This is a genomic window from Pseudomonas sp. M47T1, from assembly GCF_000263855.1.
Classification (GTDB): Bacteria; Pseudomonadota; Gammaproteobacteria; order Pseudomonadales; family Pseudomonadaceae; genus Aquipseudomonas.
This window is the reverse complement of sequence record NZ_AJWX01000029.1, coordinates 13,807-29,581: the sequence shown is the minus strand read 5'-3', so window position 1 is coordinate 29,581 and position 15,775 is coordinate 13,807. Positions and strand designations below refer to the sequence as shown.

Sequence of the window (15,775 nt, the reverse complement as noted above, 5' to 3'; positions counted from 1 at the left end):
TTGAGTGACAACCATGCCAAAACGTACAGACATAAAAAGCATCCTGATTCTCGGCGCCGGCCCGATCGTGATCGGCCAGGCCTGCGAATTCGACTACTCCGGCGCCCAGGCCTGCAAAGCCCTGCGCGAAGAGGGCTACCGCGTCATCCTGGTGAACTCCAACCCGGCCACCATCATGACCGACCCGGACATGGCCGACGCCACCTACATCGAGCCGATCAAGTGGCAGACCGTTGCCAAGATCATCGAGAAAGAGCGCCCGGACGCCGTGCTGCCAACCATGGGTGGCCAGACTGCCCTGAACTGCGCCCTGGACCTGGAACGCGAAGGCGTGCTGGAAAAGTTCGGCGTGGAAATGATCGGCGCCAACGCCGACACCATCGACAAGGCTGAAGACCGTTCGCGTTTCGACAAGGCCATGAAGTCCATCGGCCTTGCGTGCCCGCGTTCCGGTATCGCCCACACCATGGAAGAAGCCAACGCGGTCCTCGAGACCCTGGGCTTCCCTTGCATCATCCGTCCATCGTTCACCATGGGCGGCACCGGCGGCGGTATCGCCTACAACCGTGAAGAATTCGAAGAAATCTGCGCCCGTGGTCTGGACCTGTCGCCAACCAAGGAACTGCTGATCGACGAATCGCTGATCGGTTGGAAAGAGTACGAGATGGAAGTGGTCCGCGACAAAAAGGACAACTGCATCATCGTCTGCTCCATCGAGAACTTCGACCCGATGGGCGTGCACACCGGTGACTCCATCACCGTTGCTCCGGCGCAGACCCTGACCGACAAGGAATACCAGATCCTGCGTAACGCCTCCCTGGCGGTACTGCGCGAGATCGGCGTGGAAACCGGCGGTTCGAACGTGCAGTTCGGCATCTGCCCGGACACCGGCCGCATGGTCGTGATCGAGATGAACCCGCGCGTATCGCGTTCCTCGGCACTGGCCTCGAAAGCCACCGGCTTTCCGATCGCCAAGGTCGCGGCCAAGCTGGCCGTGGGTTACACCCTGGACGAACTGCAGAACGACATCACCGGCGGCAAGACCCCGGCCTCCTTCGAGCCGTCCATCGACTACGTTGTCACCAAGCTGCCACGCTTCGCCTTCGAGAAATTCCCGAAAGCCGACGCCCGCCTGACCACCCAGATGAAATCCGTGGGCGAAGTCATGGCCATCGGCCGTACTTTCCAGGAGTCCCTGCAGAAAGCCCTGCGCGGCCTGGAAGTGGGCGTTTGCGGCCTGGACCCTAAAGTCGAGCCAAGCAACCCCGAGTTCCACAGCATTCTGAAGCGCGAGCTGACCGTACCGGGCGCCGAGCGCATCTGGTACGTGGCTGACGCCTTCCGTTCGGGCATGACCTGTGACGAAATCTTCGCCCTGACCATGATCGACCACTGGTTCCTGGTGCAGATCGAAGACCTGATCAAGGACGAAGAGAAGGTCAAGACCCTGGGTCTGGCCGACATCGACAAGGCCCTGATGCTGAAACTCAAGCGCAAGGGCTTCTCGGACCAGCGTCTGGCCAAGCTGCTGGGCGTGACCGACAAGAACCTGCGCCGTCACCGCCACAAGCTGGAGATCTTCCCGGTCTACAAGCGCGTTGACACCTGCGCCGCCGAGTTCGCCACCGACACCGCCTACCTGTACTCCACGTACGAGGAAGAGTGCGAGGCCAACCCGTCCACCCGCGACAAGATCATGATCCTGGGCGGTGGCCCGAACCGTATCGGCCAAGGTATCGAGTTCGACTACTGCTGCGTACACGCCGCCCTGGCGCTGCGTGAAGATGGTTACGAAACCATCATGGTCAACTGCAACCCGGAAACCGTGTCCACCGACTACGACACGTCCGACCGCCTGTACTTCGAGCCGTTGACCCTGGAAGACGTGCTGGAAGTGGTGCGTGTCGAGAAGCCAAAAGGTGTGATCGTGCAGTATGGCGGCCAGACCCCGCTGAAACTGGCTCGCGCCCTTGAAGAAGCCGGCGTGCCGATCATCGGTACCAGCCCTGACGCCATTGACCGCGCCGAAGACCGTGAGCGCTTCCAGCAGATGGTTCAGCGCCTGAACCTGCTGCAGCCGCCAAACGCTACCGTGCGCAGCGAAGAAGAAGCCATCCGCGCCGCTGGCGTGATCGGCTACCCGCTGGTGGTTCGCCCGTCCTACGTACTGGGCGGTCGCGCGATGGAAATCGTCTACGAGCTGGACGAGCTCAAACGCTACCTGCGCGAAGCGGTGCAAGTGTCCAACGACAGCCCGGTGCTGCTGGACCACTTCCTCAACTGCGCCATCGAAATGGACGTGGATGCGGTCTGCGACGGCACCGACGTGGTGATCGGCGCGATCATGCAGCACATCGAACAGGCTGGCGTTCACTCCGGTGACTCGGCGTGCTCGCTGCCTCCGTACTCGCTGCCTGCCCACGTGCAGGACGAAGTGCGCGAGCAGGTCAAGAAAATGGCCTTGGAACTGGGCGTTGTCGGCCTGATGAACGTGCAGTTGGCCCTGCAGGGCGACAAGATCTACGTGATCGAAGTCAACCCGCGCGCCTCGCGTACCGTACCGTTCGTGTCCAAGTGCATCGGCACTTCCCTGGCCATGATCGCCGCCCGCGTGATGGCTGGCAAAACCCTGAAAGAGCTGGGCTTCACCAAGGAAATCATTCCTAACTTCTACAGCGTGAAAGAGGCGGTGTTCCCGTTCGCCAAATTCCCTGGCGTGGACCCTATCCTGGGCCCAGAGATGAAGTCCACCGGTGAAGTCATGGGTGTCGGCGACACCTTCGGCGAAGCCTTCGCCAAGGCCCAGATGGGCGCCAGCGAAGTACTGCCTACCGGCGGTACCGCCTTCATCAGCGTGCGTGACGACGACAAGCCACTGGTGGCTGGCGTTGCCCGCGACCTGATCGCCCTGGGCTTCGAAGTGGTGGCCACTGCCGGCACCGCGCGCGTCATCGAAGAAGCCGGCCTGAAAGTACGCCGTGTGAACAAAGTGACCGAAGGTCGCCCGCACGTGGTCGACATGATCAAGAACGACCAAGTCACCCTGATCATCAACACCACCGAAGGGCGTCAGTCGATTGCTGACTCCTACTCCATCCGTCGCAATGCGTTGCAGCACAAGATCTACTGCACCACCACCATTGCTGCTGGCGAAGCGATCTGCGAAGCGTTGAAGTTTGGTCCGGAAAAGACCGTGCGTCGCTTGCAGGATCTCCACGCAGGACTCAATGCATGATCAAATATCCCATGACCGTCCAGGGTGCTCGCGCCCTGGAAGAAGAGCATACTCACCTGACCAAGGTAGTGCGCCCCAAGCTCAGCCAAGACATCGGCACTGCCCGTGAACTGGGTGACCTCAAGGAAAACGCCGAGTACCATGCCGCCCGCGAACAGCAGGGCATGGTCGAGGCGCGCATCCGTGACATCGAAGGCCGCATGCAGAATGCCGTGGTCATCGACGTCACTACTATCGAGCACACTGGCAAGGTGATTTTCGGCACCACCGTGGAAATCGCCAACGTCGAGACCGATGAGCGGGTCACGTACCAGATCGTTGGTGAGGACGAAGCCGACATCAAGCAGGGCAAGATCTCGGTCGGTTCGCCAATCGCCCGTGCCTTGATTGCCAAGCAGGAAGGCGACGTCGTCGCGGTCAAGACCCCTAGCGGTGTCATCGAGTACGAGATTGTCGAAGTCAGCCACATTTGAGAAGCGCCGCCCGTTTGATGCGGGCGCAACCCTTTGGCAGCTTGCCCAGGTACTCTGGGTGGGCGGCTTGTGGATCCTGCATCTCGGTGTGCTGCCGGCGCTGGCCCATGTGGGCCTGGCCCCGGTGCTGATCGAGGACATAGGCGCGCAGATCGGCACACTGCTGGTCGGTTTTTGCGCGTTCTGTGTGGTAGTGCAGGCGTTGGTGCTGATCAGGTCCCTGGGCGTTGGCGCCCTGTGGCGTGACATGCGTGGACAGTTGCTGTCCATGGCCTTGCTGGCGGCCGCGTTGTACGGCGTGGTGACGGGCTGGTCGATGGAACCGCTGCGCTGGCAGGTGTTCTGTTACCTGGCGCTGGGCCTTGTAGGCCTTGCGCTGGTGCTGCAACCAGTGCCGGGCAGGGCGCGCCAGGCGCGCCACTGACCGTCGCGAGCATCACTTGTAACGGTGGATGTTCGACAGCTGCTTGTTAGGCTGCGGGTTACGGCGATAAATCAGTGCTTTCTTGCCGATGGTCTGCACCAGCTCGGCGCGGCCGGCCTTGCACAACCCGGCGATGGCTTCGGCACGTGCTTCGCGATCTTCCGAGCGAATCTCGACTTTGATCAATTCGTGATCGGCAAGCGCACGCTCAAGTTCGACGAGAACTCCTTCAGTCAGGCCATTGCCTGCCACAATCAGAACTGGTTTCAGATCGTGGCCAATGGATTTGTACTGTTTCTTCTGCTCGTTAGTGAGCGGCATAATCTGACCCTTTGTTTGAAATCTGTAAAAATGGCGGCCATTTTACCCGAGGGCCCGTGGATCCGCCCAATTAATCACGACCCTTATTATCGAGGTGCCCAATGGCGCGTTCCAAGACAAGCCTTGGTTGGCTGAAAGAACATTTCAACGATCCGTACGTCAAAATGGCGCAAAAGGACGGATACCGCTCGCGTGCGAGCTACAAATTGCTCGAAATTCAGGAAAAGTACCGTTTGATCCGCCCGGGCATGAGCGTGATCGACCTGGGCGCCGCCCCAGGCGGATGGTCGCAGGTGACCAGTCGTCTGATCGGTGGTCAGGGTCGCCTGATCGCGTCCGATATCCTGGAAATGGACAGCATCCCCGACGTCACCTTCATCCAGGGCGATTTTACCGAGGATTCGGTACTGGCCCAGATTCTCGAGGCCGTGGGTAATTCGCACGTGGACCTTGTGATTTCGGATATGGCCCCCAATATGAGTGGTACGCCCGAAGTGGACATGCCCAAGGCCATGTTCCTGTGCGAGCTGGCGCTGGACCTGGCCGAGCGCGTGCTCAAGCCCGGCGGTGACTTCGTCATCAAGATCTTCCAGGGCGAAGGGTTCGACGTGTACCTGAAGGACGCCCGCAAGAAGTTCGACAAGGTGATCATGCTCAAGCCGGACTCTTCGCGCGACCGCTCCCGCGAGCAGTACATGCTGGGGCGTGGTTACAAGGGCGCGTAAGGCGCGGGCCGGGCACCGGCCGGGGTAGCCGATAGTTTTTTCCAATCGGGTGCCTTGGCTGGCCGGGATGAACATCGTGTTAGTCTAGTTTTCACAAAGCGTTACAGACGGCACCTGCAGACAGGCAGGTTATGTAGTAAGTTAAGCCGGTGATTATCATGCGAAGCACACCTGCGCGGGTTGCGGGTAGCAGGCTTCAGAGGGTAGCGAATTGAACGATATGGCAAAGAATCTGATCCTGTGGTTGATCATTGCGGCAGTCCTCGTGACGGTAATGAACAACTTCTCCAGCCCCAATGAGCCTCAGACCCTCAACTATTCCGACTTCATCCAGCAGGTCAAGGATGGCAAGGTCGAGAAGATCACTGTTGACGGCGCGGTCATCACCGGCAAGCGCAATGACGGCGACAGCTTCAAGACCATTCGTCCGAACATTACCGACAATGGCCTCATCGGCGACCTCGTGGACAACCACGTGGCCATCGAAGGCAAGCAGCCTGAACAGCAGAGCATCTGGACCCAGTTGCTGGTGGCCAGCTTCCCGATCCTGGTGATCATCGCGGTGTTCATGTTCTTCATGCGCCAGATGCAGGGCGGTGCGGGCGGCAAGGGCGGGCCGATGAGCTTCGGCAAGAGCAAGGCGCGCCTGCTGTCCGAAGACCAGGTGAAAACCACCCTGGCTGACGTCGCTGGTTGCGACGAGGCCAAGGAAGAAGTGGGCGAGCTGGTCGAGTTCCTGCGCGACCCGGGCAAGTTCCAGCGCCTGGGTGGCCGCATCCCCCGTGGCGTGCTGATGGTTGGCCCACCGGGTACCGGCAAGACCCTGCTGGCCAAAGCCATCGCAGGCGAGGCGAAAGTACCGTTCTTCACCATTTCCGGTTCCGACTTCGTGGAAATGTTCGTGGGTGTCGGCGCCAGTCGTGTGCGTGACATGTTCGAACAGGCCAAGAAGCACGCGCCGTGCATCATCTTCATCGACGAGATCGACGCTGTGGGTCGCCATCGTGGCGCCGGCATGGGTGGCGGTCACGACGAGCGCGAGCAGACCCTCAACCAGTTGCTGGTGGAGATGGACGGCTTCGAAATGAACGATGGCATCATCGTCATCGCTGCCACCAACCGTCCTGACGTGCTGGACCCTGCGCTGCTGCGTCCGGGCCGCTTCGACCGCCAGGTGGTGGTTGGCCTGCCAGACATTCGCGGTCGCGAGCAGATCCTCAAGGTTCACATGCGCAAGGCGCCACTGGGTGATGACGTCAACCCTGCGGTCATTGCCCGTGGTACTCCTGGCTTCTCCGGTGCGGACCTTGCCAACCTGGTGAACGAGGCGTCGCTGTTCGCCGCCCGCAATGGCAAGCGCATCGTCGAGATGAAAGAGTTCGAGCTGGCCAAAGACAAGATCATGATGGGCGCCGAGCGCAAGACCATGGTCATGTCCGAGAAAGAGAAGCAGAACACGGCGTATCACGAAGCGGGCCACGCCATCGTGGGTCGTATCGTGCCCGAGCATGATCCGGTGTACAAAGTGTCGATCATTCCCCGTGGCCGCGCCCTGGGTGTGACCATGTTCCTCCCTGAGGAAGACCGCTACAGCCTGTCCAAGCGTGCGCTGATCAGCCAGATCTGCTCGCTGTACGGCGGCCGTATCGCCGAGGAGATGACCCTGGGCTTCGACGGTGTCACCACCGGTGCTTCCAACGACATCATGCGTGCCAGCCAGATCGCACGGAACATGGTGACCAAATGGGGCCTGTCCGAGAAGCTCGGCCCGCTGCTGTACGCCGAAGACGAAGACCAGGGTTACCTGGGCCGTGGCGGCGGCGGTTCGAACTCCAACGTGTCGGGCGAAACCGCCCAGACCATCGATTCGGAAGTGCGCAGCATCATCGACCAGTGCTACGGCACGGCCAAGCAGATCCTCACCGATAACCGCGACAAGCTGGACGCCATGGCGGACGCCTTGATGAAGTACGAGACCATTGATGCCGATCAGATCGACGACATCATGGCTGGCCGCACGCCGCGCGAGCCGCGCGACTGGTCGGGCGGTTCGGGTTCTACCGGCACTCCGGTGCCGCGGGATGATCGTCCCGAGAGCCCTATCGGCGGCCCCGCAGCTCAACACTAAGGTCCGACATGACTTCAAAGCAGTACCCAACCCGGTTGCCTTGCGGCAACCGGGTTCTTGATTTAAGCCGTACCCATGTCATGGGTATCCTCAACGTCACCCCTGATTCCTTCTCCGACGGTGGTCGTTTCAACCAGCGCGACGTGGCCTTGCGCCATGCCGAAGCCATGGTGGCGGCCGGTGCGACGCTGATCGACGTGGGCGGCGAATCCACCCGTCCCGGGGCCCGCGTGGTTTCTCCGCTCGAAGAGCTGGAGCGCGTGGCGCCGGTGGTGGAAGCCATTGCCCGTGAAATCGACGTCATCATCTCGGTGGACACCTCCACGCCCGCCGTCATGCGCGAAACCGCGCGGGTAGGGGCCGGGCTGATCAACGACGTACGTTCGCTGCAGCGTGACGGCGCTCTGGACGCTGCGGCTGCCACCGGCCTGCCGGTGTGCCTGATGCACATGCTGGGCGAGCCGGGCGACATGCAGGACAATCCCCACTACAACGACCTGGTCGGCGAAGTGACGGTTTTTTTGCACGAGCGCATGCGCGCCTGCGCCGCCGCCGGTATCCCGGCCGAACGCATCATCCTCGATCCCGGTTTCGGCTTTGCCAAGACCCATGAGCACAATCTCAGCCTGTTCAAGCATATGCAGGCCCTGGAGGCCCTTGGGCGCCCGCTGCTGGTCGGCGTGTCGCGCAAGAGCATCGTCGGCCTTGCCTTGGGTCGCCCGGTCTCCGAGCGCCTCTACGGCAGCCTGGCGCTGGCGGCCCTGGCCATGTTCAAGGGCGCACGGATCCTTCGGGTTCACGATGTGGCCGAAACGGCCGATGTCGTACGGATGATCACAGCGGTAGAAACCGCTGAATAAGAATGACGGAGCACACATGAGCAGAAAATATTTTGGCACCGACGGTATTCGCGGTCGTGTCGGGGAATACCCTATTACCCCCGACTTCATGCTCAAGCTGGGTTGGGCGGCAGGCATGGCCTTCCGCAAGATGGGCGCCTGCCGCGTCCTGGTGGGCAAGGACACGCGCATTTCCGGCTACATGTTCGAGTCGGCGCTTGAAGCCGGCCTGTCGGCCGCCGGTGCCGATGTGATGCTGCTGGGCCCCATGCCCACGCCCGCCATCGCCTACCTGACCCGTACCTTCCATGCCGAAGCCGGCATTGTCATCAGTGCCTCGCACAACCCCCATGACGACAACGGCATCAAGTTTTTCTCGGGCCAGGGCACCAAGCTGCCCGACGAGATCGAACTGATGATCGAGGAGTTGATGGACGCGCCAATGACCGTTGCCGAGTCGAGCAAGCTGGGCAAGGTGTCGCGTATCAACGACGCGGCCGGTCGCTACATCGAATTCTGCAAGAGCAGTGTGCCTACCAGTACCGACTTTGCCGGCCTGAAGCTGGTGATCGACTGCGCCCACGGTGCTACCTACAAGGTCGCGCCCAACGTGTTCCGCGAGCTGGGCGCCCATGTCACGGTACTGTCGGCGGCGCCGGACGGCCTGAACATCAACGACAACTGTGGTTCCACCCACATGGAGGCGTTGCAGGCGGCGGTGCTGATTGGCCATGCCGACCTGGGCATTGCCTTTGATGGTGACGGCGACCGCGTGCTGATGGTGGACCACACCGGCGCCATCGTCGACGGCGACGAACTGCTGTTCATCATCGCCCGAGACCTGCACGAGCGCGGCAAGCTGCACGGTGGCGTGGTGGGTACGCTGATGAGCAACCTGGGCCTTGAGCTGGCCCTGGAAGAGCTGTCCATACCCTTTACCCGCGCCAACGTCGGTGACCGCTACGTGATGGCCGAGCTCAAGGAGCGTGAATGGCAGTTGGGCGGCGAGGCGTCGGGGCACATCGTGTGCTGCCAGCACACCACCACCGGTGATGCCATCATTGCCGCGCTGCAAGTGCTGCTGGCCCTCAAGCGTCGCGACGAAAGCCTGGCCCATGCCCGTCACGGGCTGCGCAAGTGCCCGCAGGTACTGGTCAACGTACGCTTCGCCGGTGGCGATGTAGACCCCATCGAGCACCCGTCGGTGAAGCTGGCCTGCGAGCGCGTTACCGAGGCCATGGCCGGCCGCGGCCGCGTGCTGCTGCGCAAATCCGGCACTGAGCCACTGGTGCGGGTAATGGTTGAAGGCGAGGACGAAAAGGCGGTGCGCGGCTATGCCGAAGAGCTCGCGAATGTCGTCAGTGAAGTTTGCGCCTGATACGGCTTGCCAGTAGTCGCTTCGTTGGGTAACATCTGCGCCCACTTTGACCGACGAGGTACAGCATGCGTCGCCCTATGGTAGCTGGTAACTGGAAAATGCACGGTACCCGCGCCAGCGTCGCTGAGCTGCTCAAGGGTCTTGCAAATGAGGCCCTGCCTGGCGGTGTTGATGTGGCGGTGTTTCCGCCCAGCCTGCATGTCGAGCGAGTGATCGACGGCTTGCAAGGCGCATCGATTGAAGTGGGTGCGCAGAACTGCGCAGCGCAAACCGGGCAAGGTGCCCTGACCGGCGAAGTGTCGTCGACTCAGTTGGCTGATGCCGGTTGCAAGCTTGTACTGATCGGTCACTCCGAGCGCCGCCAGATCATCGGCGAGCAGGAAGAGTTGCTGGTTCGCAAGTTCGAGGCGGCTCAGGCCGGTGGCTTGATTCCGGTGCTCTGCATCGGCGAGACACTGGCGGAGCGCGAAGCCGGCAAGACCCTGGAGGTGGTAGGGCGCCAGCTGAGCAGTGTCATCGATGCCTTGGGCATTGGTGCCTTCGCCAAGGCGGTGATCGCTTATGAGCCTGTATGGGCCATCGGCACTGGTCTGACGGCAACGCCAGAGCAGGCGCAAGATGTGCACGCAGCCATTCGCGCACAACTTGCAGTAGAGAATTCTGAAGTCGCGCAAGGTGTGCGGCTTCTATACGGCGGCAGCGTGAAGGCGGCCAATGCGGCTGAACTGTTCGGCATGCCGGATATCGATGGGGGGCTCATTGGTGGAGCCTCCTTGAATGCAGATGAGTTCGGTGCGATCTGTCGCGCCGCGGGAAACTGAGAAGATGCTGGAAACAGTCGTAGTCGTGTTTCATCTGCTGGCTGCCCTGGGTGTAGTTGCCCTGGTTTTGCTGCAGCAGGGTAAAGGTGCGGACGCTGGTGCGTCTTTCGGGGCAGGTGCTTCAAATACTGTGTTCGGAAGCCAAGGTTCCTCTACCTTTCTTAGTAAGTTTACTGCTATACTTGCCGCAGGTTTCTTCATAACCAGCTTGGGGTTAGGATACTTTGCTAAAGAGAAAGCTCACCAGCTGACTCAAGTAGGGTTACCCGCTCCGGCCGCCGTTGAAGCGCCAAAGCAGAAGCCGGCAACAGATGATGTTCCGGTGCTTCAAGAGCAAAAGACTGACGTGAATGCCACTGACGTACCTCCAGCTCAAGAGCAAAAGTAAAAGGGTTTCAAACGTAGTATTGCCGAGGTGGTGGAATTGGTAGACACGCAACCTTGAGGTGGTTGTGCCCATAGGGTGTAGGGGTTCGAGTCCCCTTCTCGGTACCATTTGTTCAGGAGAGCCCGCAACTGCGGGCTTTCTTGTCGGTGGAAGTGTGTGATTGACCCAAAAGGGTATCGGTCGTATACTTTTGCCCCAGCTTTGTCGCGGGATGGAGCAGTCTGGTAGCTCGTCGGGCTCATAACCCGAAGGTCGTTGGTTCAAATCCAGCTCCCGCAACCAGTTTTACTGGAGCCCCTTTTACAGGGGCTTTTTGTTAGCTGAAAAGATCATAGCGCCGGTATTCAACGGCGTTTCAGGGATGGGCGCTTCGCCCATTTTTTATTTGCATAAGCATGCACGAGGGGGTTCAGGTGTCGAGCAAGCTAGAACAGTTGCAGGCCTTGCTGGCCCCGGTGGTCGTGGCCCTAGGCTATGAATGCTGGGGTATCGAGTTTTCGGCTCAAGGCCGCCACTCAATGTTGCGCATTTATATCGATAAAGAAGGCGGTGTGCTGGTGGACGACTGCGCCATTGTCAGTCGCCAGGTCAGCGGGATTCTCGATGTAGAAGATCCTATTGCGGCCGAGTACACCCTTGAAGTTTCCTCTCCTGGCATGGAACGCCCGCTGTTCACCATCGAACAGTTCGCCAAGTATGCCGGGGATCAAGTGAAGATCAGGCTGCGCTCTCCCTTCGAAGGGCGTCGCAACTTTCAGGGCCTTCTCCGCGGGGTGGAGGAGCAGGACGTCGTGGTGCAGGTTGATGACCATGAGTTCCTGCTGCCGATCGATATGATCGACAAGGCCAACATTATTCCCAGTTTTGACTGAGACGTGCCAGATACTGCGGATCCCGCGGATCCGATGGCTTGCGAAAGGCGAGGCGTACGATGAGCAAAGAAGTACTGCTGGTTGTTGAGTCGGTATCCAACGAAAAGGGTGTACCGGCCGGCGTAATATTTGAAGCGCTGGAGATTGCTCTGGCTACCGCTACCAAGAAGCGCTTCGAAGATGAAGTGGACCTGCGTGTGGAAATCAACCGCCACACCGGTGCCTATGAAACTTTCCGTCGCTGGGCAGTGGTCGAGGATGAAGACCTGGACGACCCGGCGATCGAGCTGGCTGTCGACCAGGCCCAGGCCAAGAAGCCGGGCGCCGTTGCCGGCGACGTGATCGAAGAGAAAATCGAGTCGATCGAATTCGGTCGCATTGCCGCACAGACTGCCAAGCAGGTGATCGTTCAAAAAGTTCGTGAAGCCGAGCGCGCCCAAGTGGTTGACGCCTATCGCGAACGTCTGGGCGAGATCATCTCCGGTACGGTTAAAAAGGTTACCCGTGACAATGTCATCGTTGACCTTGGCAACAACGCCGAAGCCCTGCTGGCCCGCGAGGACATCATTTCTCGCGAAACTTTCCGAGTGGGTGTGCGCCTGCGTGCACTGCTCAAGGAAATCCGCACCGAGAACCGCGGTCCTCAGCTGATCCTGTCGCGTACTGCGCCGGAAATGCTGATCGAACTGTTCCGCATCGAAGTGCCGGAAATTGCCGAAGGCCTGATCGAAGTGATGGCTGCGTCCCGTGACCCGGGTTCGCGTGCCAAGATTGCGGTCCGCTCCAAGGACAAACGCATCGACCCACAAGGTGCCTGCATTGGTATGCGCGGTTCGCGCGTCCAGGCGGTATCGGGTGAATTGGGCGGTGAGCGTGTGGATATCGTCCTGTGGGATGACAATCCCGCGCAGTTCGTGATCAACGCGATGTCCCCAGCTGAAGTGGCGGCGATCATTGTCGACGAAGATGCCCATGCAATGGACATCGCCGTTGGCGCTGACAATCTGGCTCAGGCCATTGGTCGTGGTGGTCAGAACGTGCGTCTGGCCAGCCAATTGACTGGCTGGACACTGAACGTGATGACCGAATCGGACATCCAGGCCAAACAACAGGCAGAGACTGGCGACATCCTGCGCAACTTCATCGACGAGCTGGAAGTCGATGAAGAGCTGGCTCAGGTGCTGGTTGATGAAGGTTTTACAAGCCTGGAAGAGATTGCCTACGTACCGTTGGAAGAAATGCTCAACATCGACGGCTTTGACGAGGAGATCGTCAACGAGCTTCGCGCTCGGGCCAAGGATCGACTGTTGACCAAAGCCATCGCTACAGAGGAAAAGCTGGCAGACGCCCATCCGGCCGAAGACCTGCTCTCGCTTGAGGGTATGGACAAGGATTTGGCGATGGAACTGGCGGTGCGCGGCGTGATTACCCGCGAAGACCTGGCCGAGCAGTCTATTGATGATCTGCTCGACATCGACGGCATTGACGAAGATCGTGCCGGCAAGTTGATCATGGCCGCCCGAGCCCACTGGTTCGAGTAAGTAGGCGCGGCCTGAGGAGAGAAGTGCATGACGCAAGTCACGGTGAAAGAACTGGCCACAGAGGTCGCCGCACCGGTAGAGCGCCTGTTACAGCAGATGCGTGAGGCAGGTCTGCCGCACACCGACGCCGGACAAGTTGTGACCGATAATGAGAAGCAGGCTCTGCTGGCTCATTTGAAAAGCAGCCACAAGGCTAAAGCGGAAGAACCGCGCAAGATTACCTTGCAGCGCAAGACCACCAGCACCCTGCGTGTGGCTGGCAGCAAGAGCATCAGCGTAGAAGTACGCAAGAAGAAAGTATTCGTGCAGCGCAGCCCGGAAGAAATCCAGGCCGAGCAGAAGCGCGAGCAGGACGAGCGCCGTGCAGCTGAAAACGCTGCGCGTCAGAAAGCCGAACAGGAAGCTGTCCGTCAACGTGCCGAAGAAGAAGCACGTCGTCCGTCCGCACCTGCATCGGCTGGTGCCCCGGGACCTGCCGCGGCCGCACCTGCTGCTCCGGCTGACATCGACCTGGGTGCCGTAGCACCTGCGCCGGTTGCCGACCGCAAGAAAGAAGAGCCTCGTCGCCCGGACAAGCCGCGCAACGAAGACGCCCGTCGCAACGATGGCGACCGCAAGAACGCGCCGCATCGCGCTTCGGTCAAGGAAAAGGAAAAGGCGCCGACTCCACGTGCCGCCCCACGCACCACCGACGAGGAAAGCGATGGCTTCCGTCGTGGCGGTCGTGGCAAGGGTAAACTGAAGAAGCGCAATGCTCACGGCTTCCAGAGCCCAACCGGCCCTGTGATTCGTGACGTGCAGATCGGCGAGACCATCACCGTGGGTGACCTGGCCGCGCAGATGTCGGTGAAAGCTGCCGAAGTCATCAAGTTCATGTTCAAGCTGGGTACCCCGGCCACCATCAACCAGGTACTGGACCAGGAAACTGCCCAGCTGGTTGCTGAAGAACTGGGCCACAAGGTGACCCTGGTCAGCGACACCGCCCTGGAAGACTCCCTGGCCGAATCGCTGAAGTTTGAAGGTGAAGCGTTCTCCCGTGCTCCAGTCGTGACCGTCATGGGCCACGTTGACCACGGCAAGACCTCGCTGCTCGACTATATCCGTCGTGCCAAGGTAGCTGCGGGCGAAGCCGGCGGCATCACCCAGCACATCGGTGCGTACCACGTTGAAACCGACCGTGGCATGGTGACGTTCCTCGACACCCCTGGTCACGCTGCGTTTACCGCCATGCGTGCCCGTGGTGCCAAGGCTACCGACATCGTGATCTTGGTGGTTGCAGCCGACGACGGCGTGATGCCTCAGACCATTGAAGCCGTTCAGCACGCTACGGCTGCTGGCGTTCCGTTGGTTGTAGCGGTGAACAAGATCGACAAGCCGGGTGCAGACCTGGACCGTATCCGCAGCGAGCTGTCGGTACACGGCGTGACCTCCGAAGAATGGGGCGGCGAGACGCCGTTCGTTTTGGTCTCGGCGAAGATGGGTACTGGCGTCGACGATCTGCTGGAAGCTGTCCTGCTGCAAGCCGAGGTTCTGGAACTGAAGGCAACCCCTTCGGCCCCTGGCCGTGGTGTTGTGGTCGAATCGCGTCTGGACAAGGGCCGCGGCCCGGTCGCCACCGTACTGGTTCAAGACGGTACCCTGCGCCAAGGCGACATGGTGCTGGTCGGTTCGAACTACGGCCGCGTACGTGCCATGCTCGACGAGAACGGCAAGCCGATCAAGGAAGCAGGTCCGGCCATTCCGGTCGAGATCCTGGGCCTGGACGGTACTCCGGACGCTGGCGACGAGATGAGCGTGGTTGCCGACGAGAAGAAAGCCCGTGAAGTGGCTCTGTTCCGTCAAGGCAAGTTCCGCGAAGTCAAGCTGGCCCGTGCTCACGCCGGCAAGCTGGAAAACATCTTCGAAAACATGGGCCAGGAAGAGAAGAAGACGCTCAACATCGTCCTCAAATCCGACGTCCGTGGTTCGCTGGAAGCTTTGCAGGGCGCTCTGAATGGCCTGGGCAACGACGAAGTGCAAGTGCGCGTGGTCGGTGGCGGTGTCGGTGGTATCACCGAATCCGACGCCAACCTGGCACTGGCCTCCAATGCAGTACTGTTCGGCTTCAACGTGCGTGCCGATGCCGGCGCGCGCAAGATCGTCGAGCAGGAAGGTCTGGATATGCGTTACTACAACGTGATCTACGACATCATTGAAGACGTCAAGAAAGCCCTGACCGGCATGCTCGGCAGCGACGTTCGCGAGAACATCCTGGGCATCGCCGAAGTGCGCGACGTGTTCCGTTCGCCGAAGTTTGGTGCCATCGCAGGTTGCATGGTTGTGGAAGGTACCGTTTACCGGAACCGTCCAATCCGTGTACTGCGCGAAGACATCGTTATCTTCGAGGGCGAGCTGGAATCGCTGCGTCGCTTCAAGGACGACGCCTCGGAAGTCCGTGCCGGCATGGAATGCGGTATCGGCGTGAAGAGCTACAACGACGTCAAGGTCGGCGACAAGATCGAAGTCTTCGAGAAGGTCCAAGTGGCTCGTACGCTCTAATACGCGAGCTAGAGGAGTGCGCAGGGTTCGCCCTGCCACTCTAAACGCAACGCCCGGTCCGGCTCTCGCCTGGCCGGGCGTTTGCCGCTTCA

At 60.5% G+C, this 15,775-nt stretch carries 13 protein-coding genes and 2 tRNA genes; 14 read left to right on the top strand and 1 reads right to left on the bottom strand.

All coding sequences use genetic code 11. From position 1 onward, the window contains the following. The first annotated feature begins 13 nt into the window (after window positions 1-13). From carB to PMM47T1_RS23735, 3 genes are read left to right on the top strand one after another with little or no spacing between them, the layout of a single operon-like run. Complete coding sequence (carB, locus tag PMM47T1_RS23745; protein WP_008373844.1) at window positions 14-3,235, top strand: carbamoyl-phosphate synthase large subunit; 3,222 nt, start codon at window positions 14-16, stop codon at window positions 3,233-3,235. Continuing rightward, window positions 3,232-3,708 carry a transcription elongation factor GreA gene (gene greA, locus PMM47T1_RS23740; RefSeq protein WP_008373843.1) on the top strand — a complete coding sequence of 159 codons (477 nt, stop codon included), beginning with the start codon at window positions 3,232-3,234 and terminating at the stop codon, window positions 3,706-3,708. Before carB ends, greA begins: the two co-directional genes overlap by 4 nt. Next, the gene (locus PMM47T1_RS23735; protein WP_081492705.1) at window positions 3,686-4,132 is read left to right on the top strand and encodes an MFS transporter; all 447 of its coding nucleotides are present in this window, start codon (window positions 3,686-3,688) and stop codon (window positions 4,130-4,132) included. The genes greA and PMM47T1_RS23735 overlap by 23 nt, the downstream gene beginning before the upstream one ends. 12 nt (window positions 4,133-4,144) lie before the next feature. Here PMM47T1_RS23735 and yhbY read toward each other — a convergent pair whose 3' ends face one another. Further along, window positions 4,145-4,453, bottom strand: coding sequence for a ribosome assembly RNA-binding protein YhbY (gene yhbY / locus PMM47T1_RS23730; RefSeq protein WP_008373841.1), 309 nt, complete (start codon window positions 4,451-4,453; stop codon window positions 4,145-4,147). 101 nt (window positions 4,454-4,554) lie between these two features. Here yhbY and rlmE point away from each other — a divergent pair, with 101 nt between their 5' ends. From rlmE to infB, 11 genes are all read left to right on the top strand, one after another. Further along, window positions 4,555-5,178, top strand: a complete 624-nt coding sequence (gene rlmE / locus PMM47T1_RS23725; protein ID WP_008373840.1) for a 23S rRNA (uridine(2552)-2'-O)-methyltransferase RlmE — start codon at window positions 4,555-4,557, stop codon at window positions 5,176-5,178. Between the two features lie 220 nt (window positions 5,179-5,398). Next, a complete protein-coding gene (gene ftsH / locus PMM47T1_RS23720; RefSeq protein ID WP_008373839.1) occupies window positions 5,399-7,306 on the top strand; it encodes an ATP-dependent zinc metalloprotease FtsH in 1,908 nt (635 codons plus the stop codon). Between the two features lie 8 nt (window positions 7,307-7,314). Further along, window positions 7,315-8,166, top strand: coding sequence for a dihydropteroate synthase (folP, locus tag PMM47T1_RS23715; protein WP_008373838.1), 852 nt, complete (start codon window positions 7,315-7,317; stop codon window positions 8,164-8,166). 16 nt (window positions 8,167-8,182) lie between these two features. Then, window positions 8,183-9,523 carry a phosphoglucosamine mutase gene (gene glmM, locus PMM47T1_RS23710; RefSeq protein WP_008373837.1) on the top strand — a complete coding sequence of 447 codons (1,341 nt, stop codon included), beginning with the start codon at window positions 8,183-8,185 and terminating at the stop codon, window positions 9,521-9,523. Window positions 9,524-9,588: 65 nt separating this feature from the next. Beyond that, window positions 9,589-10,344 (top strand): triose-phosphate isomerase, encoded by a 756-nt coding sequence (gene tpiA, locus PMM47T1_RS23705; RefSeq protein WP_008373836.1) that lies wholly within the window; start codon window positions 9,589-9,591, stop codon window positions 10,342-10,344. A gap of 4 nt (window positions 10,345-10,348) precedes the next feature. Continuing rightward, window positions 10,349-10,732: a preprotein translocase subunit SecG gene (secG, locus tag PMM47T1_RS23700; RefSeq protein ID WP_008373835.1), complete on the top strand. Its 384-nt coding sequence runs from the start codon at window positions 10,349-10,351 to the stop codon at window positions 10,730-10,732. Window positions 10,733-10,753: 21 nt separating this feature from the next. Then, window positions 10,754-10,839: transfer RNA gene (locus PMM47T1_RS23695), tRNA-Leu, on the top strand. Window positions 10,840-10,937: 98 nt separating this feature from the next. Continuing rightward, a tRNA-Met gene (locus PMM47T1_RS23690) sits at window positions 10,938-11,014 on the top strand. 131 nt (window positions 11,015-11,145) lie between these two features. Next, on the top strand, window positions 11,146-11,604 hold the full coding sequence (gene rimP, locus PMM47T1_RS23685; RefSeq protein ID WP_008373834.1) for a ribosome maturation factor RimP: 459 nt from the start codon (window positions 11,146-11,148) through the stop codon (window positions 11,602-11,604). Between the two features lie 59 nt (window positions 11,605-11,663). Further along, window positions 11,664-13,145 carry a transcription termination factor NusA gene (nusA, locus tag PMM47T1_RS23680; protein WP_008373833.1) on the top strand — a complete coding sequence of 494 codons (1,482 nt, stop codon included), beginning with the start codon at window positions 11,664-11,666 and terminating at the stop codon, window positions 13,143-13,145. A gap of 27 nt (window positions 13,146-13,172) precedes the next feature. Next, on the top strand, window positions 13,173-15,683 hold the full coding sequence (gene infB / locus PMM47T1_RS23675; RefSeq protein WP_008373832.1) for a translation initiation factor IF-2: 2,511 nt from the start codon (window positions 13,173-13,175) through the stop codon (window positions 15,681-15,683). Window positions 15,684-15,775 lie beyond the last annotated feature (92 nt).